The sequence below is a fragment of the Nannocystis pusilla genome, assembly GCF_026626665.1.
GTDB lineage: Bacteria > Myxococcota_A > Polyangia > Nannocystales > Nannocystaceae > Nannocystis > Nannocystis pusilla.
Map to the genome: position 1 here is coordinate 3,146,525 of NZ_JAPNKE010000002.1, position 14,461 is coordinate 3,160,985.

Annotated in this window: 18 protein-coding genes and 1 pseudogene; 12 read left to right on the forward strand and 7 right to left on the reverse strand. The window is 70.0% G+C overall.

The genetic code is table 11. From position 1 onward, the window contains the following. Positions 1-49 precede the first annotated feature (49 nt). Entirely contained in the window at positions 50-622 is a 573-nt protein-coding gene (locus OV079_RS13665) for a TetR/AcrR family transcriptional regulator (protein ID WP_338089073.1), read from the reverse strand. Between the two features lie 169 nt (positions 623-791). Here OV079_RS13665 and OV079_RS13670 point away from each other — a divergent pair, with 169 nt between their 5' ends. Both OV079_RS13670 and OV079_RS13675 read left to right on the forward strand, forming a co-directional pair. Next, positions 792-1,001: a TIGR04563 family protein gene (locus OV079_RS13670; protein ID WP_096334150.1), complete on the forward strand. Its 210-nt coding sequence runs from the start codon at positions 792-794 to the stop codon at positions 999-1,001. Between the two features lie 117 nt (positions 1,002-1,118). After that, the gene (locus OV079_RS13675) at positions 1,119-1,922 is read left to right on the forward strand and encodes an alpha/beta fold hydrolase (protein WP_267778535.1); all 804 of its coding nucleotides are present in this window, start codon (positions 1,119-1,121) and stop codon (positions 1,920-1,922) included. A 392-nt stretch (positions 1,923-2,314) separates the two neighbouring features. Here the strand turns inward: OV079_RS13675 and OV079_RS13680 are convergent, their stop codons facing one another. The 5 genes from OV079_RS13680 to OV079_RS13700 form a co-directional block, all read right to left on the reverse strand. After that, the gene (locus OV079_RS13680; RefSeq protein WP_267768847.1) at positions 2,315-3,667 is read right to left on the reverse strand and encodes an MlaD family protein; all 1,353 of its coding nucleotides are present in this window, start codon (positions 3,665-3,667) and stop codon (positions 2,315-2,317) included. Further along, positions 3,667-4,305: an ABC transporter ATP-binding protein gene (locus tag OV079_RS13685; RefSeq protein WP_267768848.1), complete on the reverse strand. Its 639-nt coding sequence runs from the start codon at positions 4,303-4,305 to the stop codon at positions 3,667-3,669. Before OV079_RS13685 ends, OV079_RS13680 begins: the two co-directional genes overlap by 1 nt. 127 nt (positions 4,306-4,432) lie before the next feature. Further along, positions 4,433-5,218, reverse strand: coding sequence for an MlaE family ABC transporter permease (locus OV079_RS13690; RefSeq protein WP_267768849.1), 786 nt, complete (start codon positions 5,216-5,218; stop codon positions 4,433-4,435). Then, positions 5,215-5,760, reverse strand: a complete 546-nt coding sequence (locus OV079_RS13695; protein ID WP_267768850.1) for a hypothetical protein — start codon at positions 5,758-5,760, stop codon at positions 5,215-5,217. Before OV079_RS13695 ends, OV079_RS13690 begins: the two co-directional genes overlap by 4 nt. Before the next feature lie 75 nt (positions 5,761-5,835). Next, positions 5,836-6,786 carry a ComEC/Rec2 family competence protein gene (locus OV079_RS13700; RefSeq protein WP_267768852.1) on the reverse strand — a complete coding sequence of 317 codons (951 nt, stop codon included), beginning with the start codon at positions 6,784-6,786 and terminating at the stop codon, positions 5,836-5,838. A 53-nt stretch (positions 6,787-6,839) separates the two neighbouring features. Here OV079_RS13700 and OV079_RS13705 point away from each other — a divergent pair, with 53 nt between their 5' ends. From OV079_RS13705 to dapF, 10 genes and pseudogenes are all read left to right on the forward strand, one after another. After that, positions 6,840-7,601, forward strand: coding sequence for a hypothetical protein (locus tag OV079_RS13705; protein ID WP_267768855.1), 762 nt, complete (start codon positions 6,840-6,842; stop codon positions 7,599-7,601). After that, complete coding sequence (locus tag OV079_RS13710; protein WP_267768857.1) at positions 7,598-8,182, forward strand: hypothetical protein; 585 nt, start codon at positions 7,598-7,600, stop codon at positions 8,180-8,182. The genes OV079_RS13705 and OV079_RS13710 overlap by 4 nt, the downstream gene beginning before the upstream one ends. Before the next feature lie 14 nt (positions 8,183-8,196). Further along, positions 8,197-8,559 (forward strand): PilZ domain-containing protein, encoded by a 363-nt coding sequence (locus tag OV079_RS13715; protein WP_267768858.1) that lies wholly within the window; start codon positions 8,197-8,199, stop codon positions 8,557-8,559. A gap of 255 nt (positions 8,560-8,814) precedes the next feature. Then, a complete protein-coding gene (locus OV079_RS13720) occupies positions 8,815-9,033 on the forward strand; it encodes a hypothetical protein (RefSeq protein ID WP_267768859.1) in 219 nt (72 codons plus the stop codon). A gap of 121 nt (positions 9,034-9,154) precedes the next feature. Continuing rightward, positions 9,155-10,387, forward strand: coding sequence for a phosphoglycerate kinase (locus tag OV079_RS13725; protein WP_267768860.1), 1,233 nt, complete (start codon positions 9,155-9,157; stop codon positions 10,385-10,387). 1 nt (position 10,388) lies between these two features. Then, complete coding sequence (locus tag OV079_RS13730) at positions 10,389-10,898, forward strand: triose-phosphate isomerase (RefSeq protein ID WP_267768862.1); 510 nt, start codon at positions 10,389-10,391, stop codon at positions 10,896-10,898. A gap of 26 nt (positions 10,899-10,924) precedes the next feature. After that, positions 10,925-11,173, forward strand: coding sequence for a triose-phosphate isomerase (locus OV079_RS13735; protein WP_267778536.1), 249 nt, complete (start codon positions 10,925-10,927; stop codon positions 11,171-11,173). A 72-nt stretch (positions 11,174-11,245) separates the two neighbouring features. Beyond that, positions 11,246-11,305: pseudogene (locus OV079_RS57845) on the forward strand (hypothetical protein); the annotation flags it as partial. A gap of 70 nt (positions 11,306-11,375) precedes the next feature. Continuing rightward, positions 11,376-11,954 (forward strand): hypothetical protein, encoded by a 579-nt coding sequence (locus OV079_RS13745; RefSeq protein WP_267778874.1) that lies wholly within the window; start codon positions 11,376-11,378, stop codon positions 11,952-11,954. Between the two features lie 3 nt (positions 11,955-11,957). After that, complete coding sequence (gene dapF / locus OV079_RS13750) at positions 11,958-12,800, forward strand: diaminopimelate epimerase (RefSeq protein WP_267768864.1); 843 nt, start codon at positions 11,958-11,960, stop codon at positions 12,798-12,800. A gap of 9 nt (positions 12,801-12,809) precedes the next feature. Here dapF and OV079_RS13755 read toward each other — a convergent pair whose 3' ends face one another. Next, positions 12,810-14,450: a hypothetical protein gene (locus OV079_RS13755; RefSeq protein WP_267768866.1), complete on the reverse strand. Its 1,641-nt coding sequence runs from the start codon at positions 14,448-14,450 to the stop codon at positions 12,810-12,812. Between the last annotated feature and the right edge of the window lie 11 nt (positions 14,451-14,461).

Here is a 14,461-nt window from a genome sequence, read left to right on the forward strand (position 1 = left end):
GCGGTCGAGGTCGCGCGTCGTCCCGCGAGCATGCGCGTGAGGATCTCTTTCAGCGCACCGGAGCGCTGACGGCGATGATCGTCTCGTCGCACTCGCGCGCGATCCCGAGGCGATGCCCGACGCGGACCGCCTGTCCGATCAGTCCGATCACTTGCTCGTAGAACAAGTCGAGCTGCGCCCGCGCCTCGGCATCGAGCGCGTCGTCGCGGAGCACGATCGTCGCGAGATCTTCGTGCTGCAGCACGGTGTGGATCACACGGCGAAAGTTGGCCCGCATCTGAGCCAGCGGTTCGCCCTCGGTCGGGTCGAGCGAGATCTTGCGGACGCTGCCGCGAATGACCGCCAAAAACCCCGCCGAAAGAGCGGCGAAGATCTCACGCTTGTTCGTGAAGTAGAGATAGAAAGTGCCGCGCGCGATCCGGGCGGCGTCGATGATGTCGCCGACCGACGTCGCGTGGTAGCCCTTCTCCTTGAACACCTGGGTGGCGGCCGCCAGGATGAGCCCGCGTCGCTGTTCCCGCCGCGCTTGCGCACGCGCAGAACGGCCGTCCGTACCGCCTTCAGCCTCGCTCGCGGCCCCTTCGTCCGCGGCCGAGTCCGGTCGCCCCGCAACCGGCCGCAGGCGGCCAAAACCGCGCGGATCGGCGGCGGCGAGGCGCCCTCGGCGGCCGGTCCTGTCCCCTCGTCCATCCCCGGCGCGCCGTGGTCGGCGTCATGCTCGCGGTTGACAGCCAAACGCCGCGAAGCCTACCCTAAATTCCGCGATTTTCACCAGCGGAGACCACATCGGCATGGCTAGCTCGGACAAGCGCAAGCAGTCGCTCTATTTCCCCGAACAAATGCTAAAGGAGATCCAGGAGGAGGCGAATCGCCAAGACCGCTCGCTTTCGTGGATCGTCCAGAAAGCCTGGAAGATCGCGCGCAAGGACATCATGAAGTACCCCAGCGTCAACGAGCTCGCGGATGACGCCCCGGATGACGAGCGCGGGCGGAACGAGTAACCGCGCTCTCGACCCCCTTGCGGCGGGGCCGCTCGCGCTTCGCCTGCGGCGCGACGACGGGGCCTCGATTCGCCTCTTCGTCAGCGGCCCCAAGGACGCTCCCCGCCCGCGATCCTGATCCTGGACGGCCTCGGCTGTGCAGGATGGGCCTTTGAACGCATCGTGCCGCTGCTCAGCGAGCAGCGGCGCGTCGTGTTCATGCACTATCGCGGGCATGGACAATCCCCCGACCCACCGCGGCCGTGGCGGCTCAGCATTCCCACGCTGGCCGACGACGCCGCGGCGGCATGCGAGCACCTCGGCATCGGCCCGGTGGTCGCGGTCGGCTTTTCCATGGGCTTCCCGGTCGCGCTGGAGCTGTACCGCCGGCACCGCGAACGCGTGGCCGGCTTGCTCTCGCTCGCCGGGCCCAGCGGCCGCGTGCTCGACAGCTTCCAGGGCACGCAGAACTTCCGCCGCCTGCTGCCGCTCGCGCTCGCGGCCACCAAGATCGCCCGCGACGTCACGACCCGTACGTGGCGCAAGTGGCTGCCCTCGCCCCTCTCGCGCGAGCTCAGCCTGCGCAGCGGCCAGGTCAACGCCGAGCGCATCGAGGTCGCCGACCTCGAGCTGTACATGCGCGGCATCGCGGCGATGAACCCCGAGCTGTTCCTCGCGGTCGTCGACGAGGCCCAGCGCCACAGCGCCGCCGATGTCCTGCCGACCATCGCCGTGCCCACGTTGGTGGTCGCCGGGGCGCGCGACAACTTCGTCCCGCTGGCGACGATGCGGGCCCTGGTGGCCCAGATCCCCCGCGCCCAGTGGAAGGTCTACCCCGCCGCCACGCACGCGCTGCCGGCCGAATTCCCGCTGGAGATCGCCGACGAGATCGCCGGCTTCATCGACCACACCGTGGCGCCCTCGATGTCCTCGGGGACATGACCTTCGGGACATGGCCGAAGGGCCATGAGAAACGGCTGCCTTCGTCCCCGGGGCCAGCGTCGTCCGCGTCCGTCATCGGCGCTCCCGGCATCACCGCGCCCTTTGGCCGGAGGCGTCGCCGTCGAGTATTCCGGGTCCATGCTCCTGGCATCGACGCGCGCCCGGCTCCGCGCGTCCCGCGAGCTCCCTCGATCGGCTCCGTCACCGCGGGCAGTCGCGCGTCCTCGCGAGGGCGGCGTGCACAGACGAGCATCCACGATCGGTTCCCCGCGGCCCGGGGCTCGTAGCTCGATCAGGCGCGGCCCGCAGAGCCCCCAGCTCTCCCCAGGGGCACGCTCGCCGCGGCGGGGTCTGAGCAGCGAAGGGTCTACCGGCTCAGGTCCGCGCCGGTCTCACTTGGGCTTCGCGGTGGGCGCCGCGGAGCTGGCGGCCTCGTCCTTCTCGACGACGAAGCGGACCAGCTTCTTGATGGTGTTGTTGCGCTCGATGTTGCCGAGGATCTTCACCAGGTCGTCGTACGCCTTGGGGTCCTTGAGCAGCTTGCCGAGCGTGCCGTCGCCCTTCTCGATGGTCGAGACGACCTTGCTGACGTTGTCGAGCGTCTCCTCGAGGTCCTTCACCATCTCGCCCTTCGGGTCGTAGACGACCTTGGCGAGCAGGCTCTTGTTGTTCGGGTCCTTGAGGTCCTTGATGACCGTCGAGACGTCCGACATCACCTTGCGGCCGTCGTCGACCAGCGGCTGCAGGTTGTCGTCGATCTTCGTCATGCTGCTCTTGGCCTTGGCGACGAAGCCGTTGAGGTTCTGCGCGGTGTCGCGGACGCTGCGGAGCGTCGCTCCGAAGTCGCGCACGTACTGGTCGTCGTTGAGCAGCGCGCCGACCAGGCCCTTGCCCTCGGCGATCTGGCGCGACACCTCGTTGACGTTGGCGAGCAGGCCCTGGACGTTGCGGATCGTCTTCTCGTCGCCCATCGCCGACGCGAGCTCGGCGATGCCGCCGATCGTCTCCTCGACCTTGCCGAACACGCCGTCGACGCGCTCCTTGACGTTGTCGAGCTCCTCGATGAGCGAAGGCGTGGTCTGGATCCGGCCGCCGGAGGGGATCGGCGCGCCGCGGCCGACCGAGATCTGGACCAGCTGATCGCCGAGGAGGCCGTTCTGCGACACCGTCGCGCGGCTGTCCTCGCGGATGTGCTGCAGGCTGTCGGCGAACACGCTGAGGGTCACGCGGATGCGCTTGTGGTCGGTCGTGAAGCCGTCGCACACGCCCGTGTTGCCGGTCCACGAGACGCGGCGGTAGCGGCGGCGGAACTCCTGCGTGACGCACACCTCGTCCTCGCGGCACTGCGAGTCTTCCTCGCACGGCGGGTGGAGGTCCTTGTTGAAGGAGTACGCCTCGAGCTCGGCGCACTTGCCCTCGGGCGCGCAGAACATGGTGCGGTCGCAGTCGTCGGTGCGCTCCTGGCCGAAGCGGCCGCGGTCCTCGGTCAGCGGGTTGCACGGGTACTCGAGCTCGACGAACTCGCGGTCCTGCACCACCCCGATCTCGATGCCCTCGAGCTGGACCGGGCTGCCCTTCTTGAGGCCCGAGACCTGGCGGAAGTCGGCGTAGACGAGGCCCTTCTCCTTCCAGGTGCCCTTGCCCTGACCGATGATGAAGATCGACAGCACCCCGACGGCGCCGAGGCCCAGCACGAACAGGCCGACGATCATGTTGAGGCGTGCTTCGTCCTTGCGGTTGGCCATCAGTCCTGGTCCTCGTGATAGATGCCGTTGATGAACTCGTGGACCTCGGGCGCCGGGTTCGCCTGGATCTCGGCGGGCGTGCCGATGTACGGGAACTTCCGCTGCCACAACATCGCCACGCGGTTCGAGCAGTTCCACGCGATCGGCATGTCGTGGGTCACGACGATGCTGGTCACGCCGAGCTCTTTCTGCAGCTTCCGGATCATGTGGCCGATGCGCTCGATGTTGGCCGGGTCGAGGCCCGTCGTCGGCTCATCGTACAAGATCACCTCGGGCTTGATAGCGATCGATCGCGCGAGCGCGGCGCGCTTGCGCATGCCGCCGCTGAGGCTGGCGGGCATCCGATAGAGGATGTCCTTGTCGTACCCGAGACCCACCATGTCGAGGCACTCCCTCGCGCGCTCGAGCATCTCCTGGTCCGACATCTTGGTGTGCTCGCGCAGCGCGTAAGTGACGTTGTCGAACACGCTCATGGAGTCAAAGAGCGCGCCGCCCTGGAACACCATCGCCACGTTGCGCCGCAGCTCGCGGAGGTTCTCGGCGTCCATCTCGCCGACCTCCTTGCCGCGGTACAACACGTGGCCGGCGTCGTACGGCAGCAGCCCGATCATCAGCTTGAGGCACACGCTCTTGCCCATGCCGCTGCCGCCGATGATCAGTGAACGTCTCGCCGGGCTCGACGGCGAAGCTCATGTCCTCGTAGATGATGTTGTCGCCGAAGCGCTTGTAGACGTTGCGGAGCTCGATGATCGGCGCCATGGCGAACTATCCGACCGGCAGGAAGATCGTCGTCAGCACGAAGTCGAACACGATGATCGCCACGCTGGTGGCGACCACGGTGTTGGTGGTGGAGATACCGACCGCCTCGGTGCCGAACTTGGTCTGAAAACCCTGGTAGCAGCCGATGAGACCGACCAGCAGGCCGAACGTGAACGACTTCACGAGGCCCGAGATGTAGTCCATCGGGTACAGCTCGTCGATGTACGTCTCGTAGAAGTACTCGGCCGGGACGTCGAACACGAGGTCGGCGATGAAGGCGCCGCCGATCAGCGCGAGGACGTTGCCGTAGATGTTGAGCAGCGGCAGCGTGACGGTCGACGCGACGAGGCGCGGCCACACCAGCTTCTTGATCGGGTCGGCGCCGAGCGAGGCGATGGCGTCGATCTGCTCCGAGACCTTCATCGACCCGAGCTCGGCGGTGACGCCCGTCGCGATCTTGGCGCCGATCGTCAGCGCCATCAGCGTGGGCACGAGCTCGCGCACGAGCGCGAGCGCGGCCGCCGAGCCGACGGCGTTCTTGGCGCCGAAACCCATCAGCGCCTCGCCGAACTGCCACGTCAGCGCCATGCCGACGAACACGCCCATGAGCGTCGACAGCGGGAGGCTGCGGATGCCGAGGGCGACGATCTGCGAGAATATGTCGTAGATGCCCCACGGCCGCTGGACGCCGCGGATCAGCGACCGCCCGAGCAGGAGCGAGATGCCGCCCGCCCAGTCGAAGCCGGCGCGGATCGCTTCACCGATGTATTCGAACGGTCTGCGCACGCTCACCCGCCCCGGATCGGGAAGGCAAACCCGTTGACGACCTTGGCGAAGTCTCCGCGTCCGCTCTCAAAGCTGCGCGGCGGCGCGATGTACTCGAGGTCGAACAGGCAGCCGTCTTTCTTCACCACGTAGATCTCCATCTGGGTCTTGATGACCCCGTCGATGGAGGCAAGCACGACGGTGCGGACCGCGTCGCGCTGGACCAGCGTGACGCGATCCTGCGACACCACCTCCCACTCACGAAAATCGATGCGCAAGTGGTCGGTGAACTGCTCGAGCGAGCTGTCGCCGTGCATCTCGCACTGGCTGTCGAGCACGATGACGGCGTCGAGCCCGTCATTGTACCACGCGACCTGGGTGCCCTTTTGCGAGAGCGGACGCCAGGCCGAGCCGGGGCTTCCGAAGCTGTAGGTCGCTTCATGCGAGACCGACGTCTCACGGCGCTTGTAGTAGGTGTTACCGTAGCCGACCCAGCCGCTGCACCCCGTGGCCACCACGGAGACGAGAGCGACGCCGAGAAGGACCTGGGGGGAGCTGGAGGGCCGCACGGGCGGCGCCAGTGTAACAGCGTATGCGGAGCCAGCACCACGGCGCGCCTGAGCAGCCCAGACATTCACTCGGGGTCAATCGGCCCCGCCCGCTGGCAACCACAGATCGGCCAGCGCGAGGTGATGTTCGGGGCCCCAGGCGGCCGCCAGGCCTGGACAGGGACCGTGCGGCGAGGCTCCAGCGAGGTCTGTCGCCCACACTGCGTATGTCTGGAGCAAAGACAGCGTCTCGGGGTGCGGGTGACAGTAGGGATTGTCGCCGCCCGCGGAGATGACGACCAGCGCGGGCGCTGCAGCGGCAAGAACTGCCTGGGAGATCCCGGTGCGACTGCCGTGGTGGCTGGTCCACAACACGTCGACGGCGCCGCATGCACGCGCAGCGGCCTCGACCTGTACGAACGGGAGATCGCCTGGAGCGAGAAGCGTGGTGCCTTCGACCTCGATGCACAGGGCCAGACCGCGCTCGTTTTCGGCCGCGCGCTCCGGCGGCGAACCCGCTGCGACGACGCGGACCGTGATGCCCGGCGCGTCCCAGCGGTCTCCGGGACGCGCGGCGGTGCGAGGCGAAGTGGCGGCCGCGTAGGCGAGCGCGGCGGGGGTCTCGGGCATGCCGTCCATGCCGCGATCCCAGCGCTCGCGCAGCTCGAGATCGTCGTCGGTGCCGGCGAGGTTGTCGGGCCCGGCGAGCGCGCGAGCGAAGCCGCCGATGTGGTCGTTGTCGAAGTGGGAGAAGATCCACAGGTCGACCGCGGCGAGGTCGTGCGCGGCCAGAGCCGCGAGGATCGGCTCGCTCGCAGGCGGCGGACCGGCGTCGATCAGCACCGCGTGACCCTCGCGACCGACGAGGAGGAGCGCCGAGCCCTGGCCGACATCGATGAAGTGGAAGCCGGGACCTGACGACGGCGGCGCGAGGCCGGGCCCGACGTCGAGCGGCGCGAGCGGAGCGGCCGACACGAGCGACAGCGTGAAGAAGAAATTCGCATGCACACGGTGAGGTCGGTCGAAGTCGGGCCTCTTTTGCAGCACGACTTTTTTTCGCGGCGGTGCAAGAGCGAGCCCGGTTCGAACGACCTCACCGTGTGACCCCAGTCCTCGCTCTCTTCTTGTTGTTCTCGCCGGCCGTCCACGAGCCGCCGGCCTTGCTGCTGCACGGCGGAGGCGCCGCGCCGCGAGCCTGGCTCGGCGCGGTCCGGTCGGCCTTGTGGGTCTGCTGGGACGACGGCAGCCGTCGCGGTGCTCCCGACGCGGCCTGCTGGCAGCGCGTCGACCTTCCGCCCGGCGCGCCCGATCCCCGCGAGGCGCGTGCGGCCTTCCTCGACGCCGCCACCGCGGTGGTGCGCGGGGCCGACGACGCGACGTTCGTGCTGACGCGCGGCGATCCCTCGCTGCAGCCCGCCGACGCGGCGATCGATCCGCGCGAGCGACTGGTCGCGATCGCCTGCAGTCCCAGCGGACATGTCCCGATCTACAGCCGCGGCAGTTGGGCCTGGGCGCCCTCCCCTTGCCCGTTACCGGCCGGTCAGTGCGTCCGCGGCCCGGCGATCGGTCGGCTCCGGCGCCCTCTCGCCCTGGACGTCTTCGTGCGGATCGAGCTGCGGGCCGACGCGCGCCAAGGCGTGGGACCGGCCACCGAGGCGACCACGAGCACGTCGGTGGTCGCCAGCCTCGGCGTCGCCTTCGACCCGCTGCGCTGGGTGGGTCGTCAGCTCGCCTGGGGAGAGCTGCACGCGGCCCGTCATCCGCAGCTGCGCGAGCTGCCGGCGACGCGCAGCCGCGGACCGCTGGCGATGCAGGAGCGCGAGGCCCTGGCGGCGCTCGTGTGCGGAGGAGAGGTCCGATGATCGCGGCCGGCTCCCTCCTTCTATGGACGCTGGCGTTCGCGCCGGCGCCTCCGCCCACGCCGGTGCCCGAGCCGGCCGCTCTCGAGCGAGCCCTGGCGGCCCTTCCTGCGCGGCCGAGCATCGCCGAGGTCCAGCAGGCGGTGGTCCAGCGGCTGGCGCTGGGGCCCCGGGCCGCGCGGCGGCTGCTCGCGCGGGCGCGGGCCGCCGCCCTGCCCAGCGTGCAAGGCGAATACGACCAGACGATCGACCGCGACTACCAGCTCGACCAGGCCGCGGGCACGGCCGACGCGCTGACGCAGGACCTGGGCGCTGGGCGAGGCGCGAGGGTCCGGGCGACCTGGGATCTCGGCCGCCTCGTCTTCAACCCGGACGAGCTGCGGGCCGCCCGGGCGATCCTCGACGCCGCGGCCGAGCGCGAGCGCATCCTGGTGGCGGTGACCCAGCTTTACTTCGAGCGACAGCAGCTGTTGCTCGAGATCGCCCTGCTCCCGGCCCGCGACGGCAAGGAGGCGATCGGTCGGCGAGTGCGGGTCGCCGAGATCGAGGCCGTGCTGACCGGCCTCACCGGCCTCCGGTTCTGATAAGCTCCGCGCTCGTGACCGCCGCGCGGCCCGCCAACGATCGCTTCGTCTGTGACCTCGCCGTCGAGCTCGACACCGGGCGCGCGCGGATCTCCGGACGGATCCGGGACATCACCGAGGCCGGCCTGTGCTGCGTCATCGGCGATCCGGTCGGCGCCGGCATCAACGTCACCGCGCACCTGCGGCTCGTGTTCGAGTGGGGCATGAGCGAGCCGCTGCCGCTGCTCGGGCAGGTGCTGTGGTTGACGCCCACCGAGGGGCAATACCAGGTCGGCGTCGCGTTCTCGCAGCCGACGCCCGACGTGTGGCAGCGGTTCGATGTGCTGCTCAAGATCCTGTTCGGCCAGATCAACCTGCCGACGCCGGCCGCGAGCTGAGCGCGAATCGCCCGGCGCGCCCGCGCGCGGGGGTGCAGATCGTGACGCGCTGTGCATCTGGATGCACGCGCCGGAGAGGACGATGTTGCGGTTCGGCGTGCATCCAGATGCACACGGGCTGCGAGTCCGCGCCTCGGCCCGCGGGTCGTGACTGGCCTAACCGTGCGCCAATATTGACTCTTCTTCCGAGCTGGCGACATATCGTCCTGACCCTGCCCGAGGCTTGCAGGGCGGCCTGGCCGAGAAGGACGCCGCATGATCCCAGTCGCTCAAGTACCGTCGCCCGAGGGGGCATCCCGCGCCGACAACCGCCGCGCCCTCAGCATCCTGGCCCGCTCCCTGTTCCGTCAGATGCGCGAGCAAGGCTGCACACCGGAACAGATCGTCGCGCTGTCGTCCGAGTTGCTCGAGCTCGTCAGCCACGATCTTCGTCAGGTCCGCGAGGCGACGGATGCCCGCTGGGCCGCCGAGTGAGCGGGCCCGACGCATTTCTCTTCCGATGTCGGGGCCGTCGTCCGCCTGGCCCCTGTCTGCGCCCTGAGAACTCACGCGTGTCGGCGTGGACTTGCCCGCGGAGGGTCGGTATGGGTCCGCCATGGCGACTACCGCAGACGCCCCGCTCGCTCTCAACACGCTCGACCGGCTCGACGTCGGCAATCGTCGCGTGTTCGTGCGGGTCGACTTCAACGTCCCGCTGAAGGACGGCCAGGTCCGCGACGACACCCGGATCCAGGCCACGCTGCCCACCCTCCGCAAGCTGCAGGAGCGCGGCGCCCGGCTGATCCTCGGCTCGCACCTCGGCCGGCCGGACGGCGCACCTGACCCGAAGTTCTCGATGGAGCCTGTCGGCGCCCGACTCGCCGAGCTGCTCGGCTGCGAGGTGCGGCTGCCCGACGAGGTCGTCGGCGACGGCGTCACCAAGCTGGTGCACGACACGCGGGCCGGGCAGATCGTGCTGCTCGAGAACCTGCGCTGGCACCCCGGCGAGACCCGCAACGACCCCGCCTTCGCGCAGGCGCTGGCCTCGCTGTGCGACGCCTACGTCAACGACGCCTTCGGCGCCTCGCACCGGGCGCACGCCTCGATCGTGGGCGTGCCGGGGCTGGTCGCCGACAAGGCCGCCGGGCTCCTGCTGCAGGCCGAGGTCGAGGCGCTCGGCCGCGTCATCCACAACACCGAGCACCCGTTCGTGACGGTCGTCGGCGGCGCCAAGGTCAGCGACAAGCTGCCGGTGCTGCTGGCGATCCTCGAGCGCCTGCGCCCGGGCGACAGCATCCTGATCGGCGGTGCGATGGCCAACACGTTCCTCGCCGCCTCCGGCGTGGAGGTCGGCGCCTCGCTGTTCGAGCCCGATCGGTTCGCCGACTGCAAGAACCTGCTGACCCGCGCCGGCGCTCGCGACGTGCGCGTGATGCTGCCGACCGACCTGCGCGTCGGGGTCGGCACCAAGGCGACCTCGGCCCGGGTGATCCAGGTCGAGAGCGGTGCCCTCGGCGACGACGAGATGGCCCTCGACATCGGCCCCGCCAGCGCGGCCCGGTTCCGCGCCGCCATCCTCGGCGCCAAGCTGGTGTTCTGGAACGGGCCGATGGGGCTGTTCGAGAACGCGCTGTTCGCCGAGGGGACCCTTGCGGTCGCCAAGGCGGTTGCCGATTGCGGCGGCTATACCGTGGTCGGCGGCGGCGACAGCGTCGCGGCCCTGCAGGACAGCGGGGTGGCCGACAAGATCGATCACGTCTCCACCGGCGGCGGCGCCTCGCTGGAGATGATCGAGTCCGGCGGCAGCCTGCCGGGCATCGATGTCCTGCTCACGAACCGGAGCGCGTGACGTGGCACGAGTTCGCTGGACGATCGGCAACTGGAAGCAGAACCTGTTTCGCGGCACGGCGGAGCTGTTGGCGACGGAGATCGTCGACGGCCTCCCGCCCGAGCTGCTCGAAGGGCCGGTGCGGACCAAGATCGGCGTCTCGCCGACGTTGGTCGCCCTGGACGCCCTCGCCCCGTGGAGCCGCCCGGCCGGGCCGCTTTATCTGTTCAGCCAGAACTGCGCCGCGCAGGAAGAGGGAGCCTTCACCGGCGAGGTCGGCCCGGGTCAGCTCGCCGATGTCGGCGCCCACGGCGCGATCCTCGGTCACTCCGAGCGCCGGGCCCACTTTCACGAGGACGACGCGCTCGTCGCTCGCAAGGTCCAGTGCGCCCTGCAGGCCGGACTGCGCGCCGTGCTGTGCGTCGGCGAGGGGCTCGAGATCCGCGAGAGCGGCGAGCACGAAAACTACGTCATTTCGCAGCTTTCGGCCTCACTCGCTGGAGTCGATTCTGAACTCTTCAGGACCGCCTGATCATCGCCTACGAGCCGGTCTGGGCGATCGGCACCGGCAAGACGGCCAGCGCCCGCGATGCCGGGGCGATGCACCGGCGCATCCGCACCTGGCTCACCGAACAGTATGGCGCGACCGGCGCCGACAGATCGATCCTGTACGGTGGTAGTGTGAAGCCCGGAAACGCGGCCGGACTCATGGCCGCGGGCGATGTCGACGGCTTCCTCGTCGGCGGGGCCTCGCTCGAGGCCGAAGCCTTCCTGCAGATCGTCCGGCTCGTCGCCGAGGCCAGCTAAGCCGAGCAGCTCCCCATGTTCGACATCATCGTCACCATCGTCTCGGTCCTCTACATCCTGGTGTGCCTGTTCATGGTGCTGGTCATCCTGCTGCAGGCAGGGCGCGGCGGCATGGGCACGGCGCTCGGTGGCGGGGCCAGCCAGAGCGTCTTCGGCGGCGGCGGCAGCTCCGACGTTTTGGCAAAGGTTACGCAATTGCGCGATGAGCTTCATGGTCTTCGCGATGTTCCTCGCGTACGCCGGCAGCCACTCCGGGTCGGATCGTCTGCAGGCGCGCAGCGAGGAGACGGCTCCCGCAGAGGAGGACGCCGCCGGGGAGATCAACTGGGAGGCGATCGGGCCCAACCCGGTCAACCTGGAGGCGTACTCGGCGCCCGCCGGCGACGCCGAGCCCGCCGAGGCATCGACCCCCACCCCGGCTGAAGAGCCCGCTGCGCCCCCCGTGGACGCTCCTGCGGCCGACGGCGAAGCCCCGGCCGAGCCGACTCCGGCGGCCGACACCGGCGCTCCGGCTGCCGAGGCCGCGCCTGCCGACTCCGGCACCCCGGCCGCCGCCGACGCGGGTGCCGCGGCTGCCGCTCCCGCCGGCGCCGATGCTCCGGCAGCACCGGCCTCCGACACGCCGGCTTCGGACGCTCCGGCCGACGCGGGCGCGCCGGCCCCCAAGAAGGCGGCCCCAAAGAAGGCCGCGGCCAAGAAGGCCACCAAGGCTCCTGCCGCCGACGCCGAGGCCCCCGCGGAGGCGCCTGCTCCCGCGCCCGAGCCCGCTGAGGCCCCCTGAGCGATGCTGGAGCGCTTCGCCAAGGTCGAGGGGCTCGGCAACGACTTCCTGCTGCTCGACCGGCGCGACGCCTCTCCGGCGGTCCTGGACGCGCTGGTCGCCCGCCTCCGCGCCGCGGCCCCTGCCCTCTGCGATCGGCGCCTCGGCGTCGGCGGTGACGGCATCCTCGTGGTCGGGCCGCCGCGCACCGCCGAGGCCGCGGCGACCATGATCGTCGTCAACCACGACGGTTCGCGCCCGGAGATGTGCGGCAACGGCCTCCGCTGCGTCGCCCTGGCCGTCGCCGGTGCAGTCCACCAGTTGGTCATCGACACCGACGCCGGTCCCAAACCGTGCGCGGTGCGCGAGTTCCACCCGGGGACATGTCCTTCCGGGCAGGTTGCGATCGACATGGGCCCGCCCGATCTGCTCGGCCCGCGGCGCGTCGGCGGGCGCGCGTTCGCGGCGGTGTCGATGGGCAACCCGCACGCGATCGCGTTCGTCCGCGACGAGGACCCCGAGGCGCTGGCGCGCGGCGACGGTCCGGCGGTCGAGCGCGACCCGCAGTTCCCCGACCGCACCAACGTCGAGTTCGCCCGCTTGGAGGCCGACGGCAGCATCACTCTGTGGGTGTGGGAGCGCGGCTGCGGCATCACGTCGGCCTGCGGGACCGGAGCCTGCGCCACGTTGGCCGCTGCGATCGCCGAGGGCCTCGCGCCCCACGCCCGCGACGTGGTCGTGCGCCTCCCGGGCGGGCCTCTGATGCTGCGACAGGACCGCGCCGGCGGCTCGATCACCATGACCGGGCCGGCGCGGGTCGCCTTCGTCGGCGAGGTCGAGGTCCCCGCGGCGTCGTCCACCGCGTGAACCCGCCGCTCACAGCGGCATCAGCGGGTCACACGTGAACTCGACCTTGAGGGTCGCGTCCTTGTCGTCCTGCGCCAGGTCGCAGGCGTCGGGGCAGAGGATGACCTTGCCGTTCTCGACGTAGAACGACATCGAGTCGCACTGGTCGATGCTCGGGACCTTGCCGAGGAGCAGCGGGTTCATCTGGCCGGTCGGCGTGAACTCGACGACGATCGAGTTCTCGTCGAGCGTCTTGCCCTCCGGCGGCGGCGGGATCTCGAAGTCGCAGGCGATCTTGGCGTCCGCGACCACGCCGTTGGCGATCGCCTGGAACACGACGTCGTACTTGCTCGTGTCGCACAGCGGGAAGCGCAGCGCGCCGGTGATGTTGCTCAGCGTCTGGTAGCCGGTCCCGTTGTCGGCGGCCGTCGGGCACTTGCCGGTGACGATCGGATCCACGTCCGAGTACGGCTTGTCGGCCGGGTTGTTGTAGGCCATGCCGACGATGCTGTACCACTTGTAGTTGCGGTTCTCCTTCGAGTCGCCGAAGTGCTGCGGGGCCACGGCGATGAGCCGCTCGTCGAACTTGGTGGCCGCGGTCAGGCCGCTGTTGACGTTGTTGTTGTCGTCGTAGCTGATGTTGTTGTACGAGCACTCGACGCCGTCGTCGGTGAGCTCGAGGAAGATCTTGAACGCGTCGGGGCGCAGCCACTGCTGCCAGCCCATCGGCGCGAAGTTGTACTCGTCCTTGGTGTTGCCGTTCAGCGTCGCCAGCAGCCGGCACCACGAGTTGTGGCTGCCGATCTCGACGCTGTAGTGGAAGAACCGGTCGCCGTTGACCGGCTTGTTGGGCGGGTTGGTACAGCCGCCCTGGCCGATGCCGCCGAGCGGCGCCTCGATGCACACGCTCTCGGCGGAGTCGTTGCCGAAACGGGACACCATGATCACGCGGTAGTCGAGGCCGCTGTTCTCGATGATCTGGGCGAAGTTGACGTTGATGTTGTCCTGGACGCCGACGATCTCGTTGCCCATGCTGCCCGAGTTGTCGATCGTGATGATGATGTCGACCGGCTTCGGGATCAGCTCCGCCTCGGCCTCCTGCGTGCCGCACGAGGTCGGCAGGATGTCGCAGGTGACCGAGCAGCCGTTGTCGGGGCCGTTGTCCGGTCCGAGGTCGCAGGTCTCGCCCGGATCGACCTTGCCGTCGCCGCAGGTGTTGAGCAGGCACTCCTCGCTGCAGGCGGCGTCGGGGCCGTTGTCGGGGCCGTTGTCGCACTGCTCGCCGACGTTGAGCTGACCGTCGCCGCACACGCCCGGCTCGAGGCCGGTGGTGCTCGTGGTGGTCCCGTCGGTGAGGCCGTTGGTGGTCGTGCCCTGGCTCGTGCCCTCGGATGTCCCTTCGGACAGGCCTTCGGTGGTGCTCGCGGTCCCGGTCATCGGCTCGGCGGTGGTCGAGCTCGTCGGCCCCGTCGTGGTCGTTGTCGGCGCGCCGGTGGTCGGCGCCGTCGTCCCGGTCGCGGTCGCCGAGCCCGAGCCCTCCGAACCGCCCGTCTCCGACTCGTCGGCCGTGCCGGCGGTGCCGGCCGTGGCCTCGCTCGCGGCGCTCGTGATCCCGGTCCCCGATTGCCCATCGTGCCCGCAGTGGACCCGCCCGCGCCGTCGTCGGAGCACGCGAACAGAAC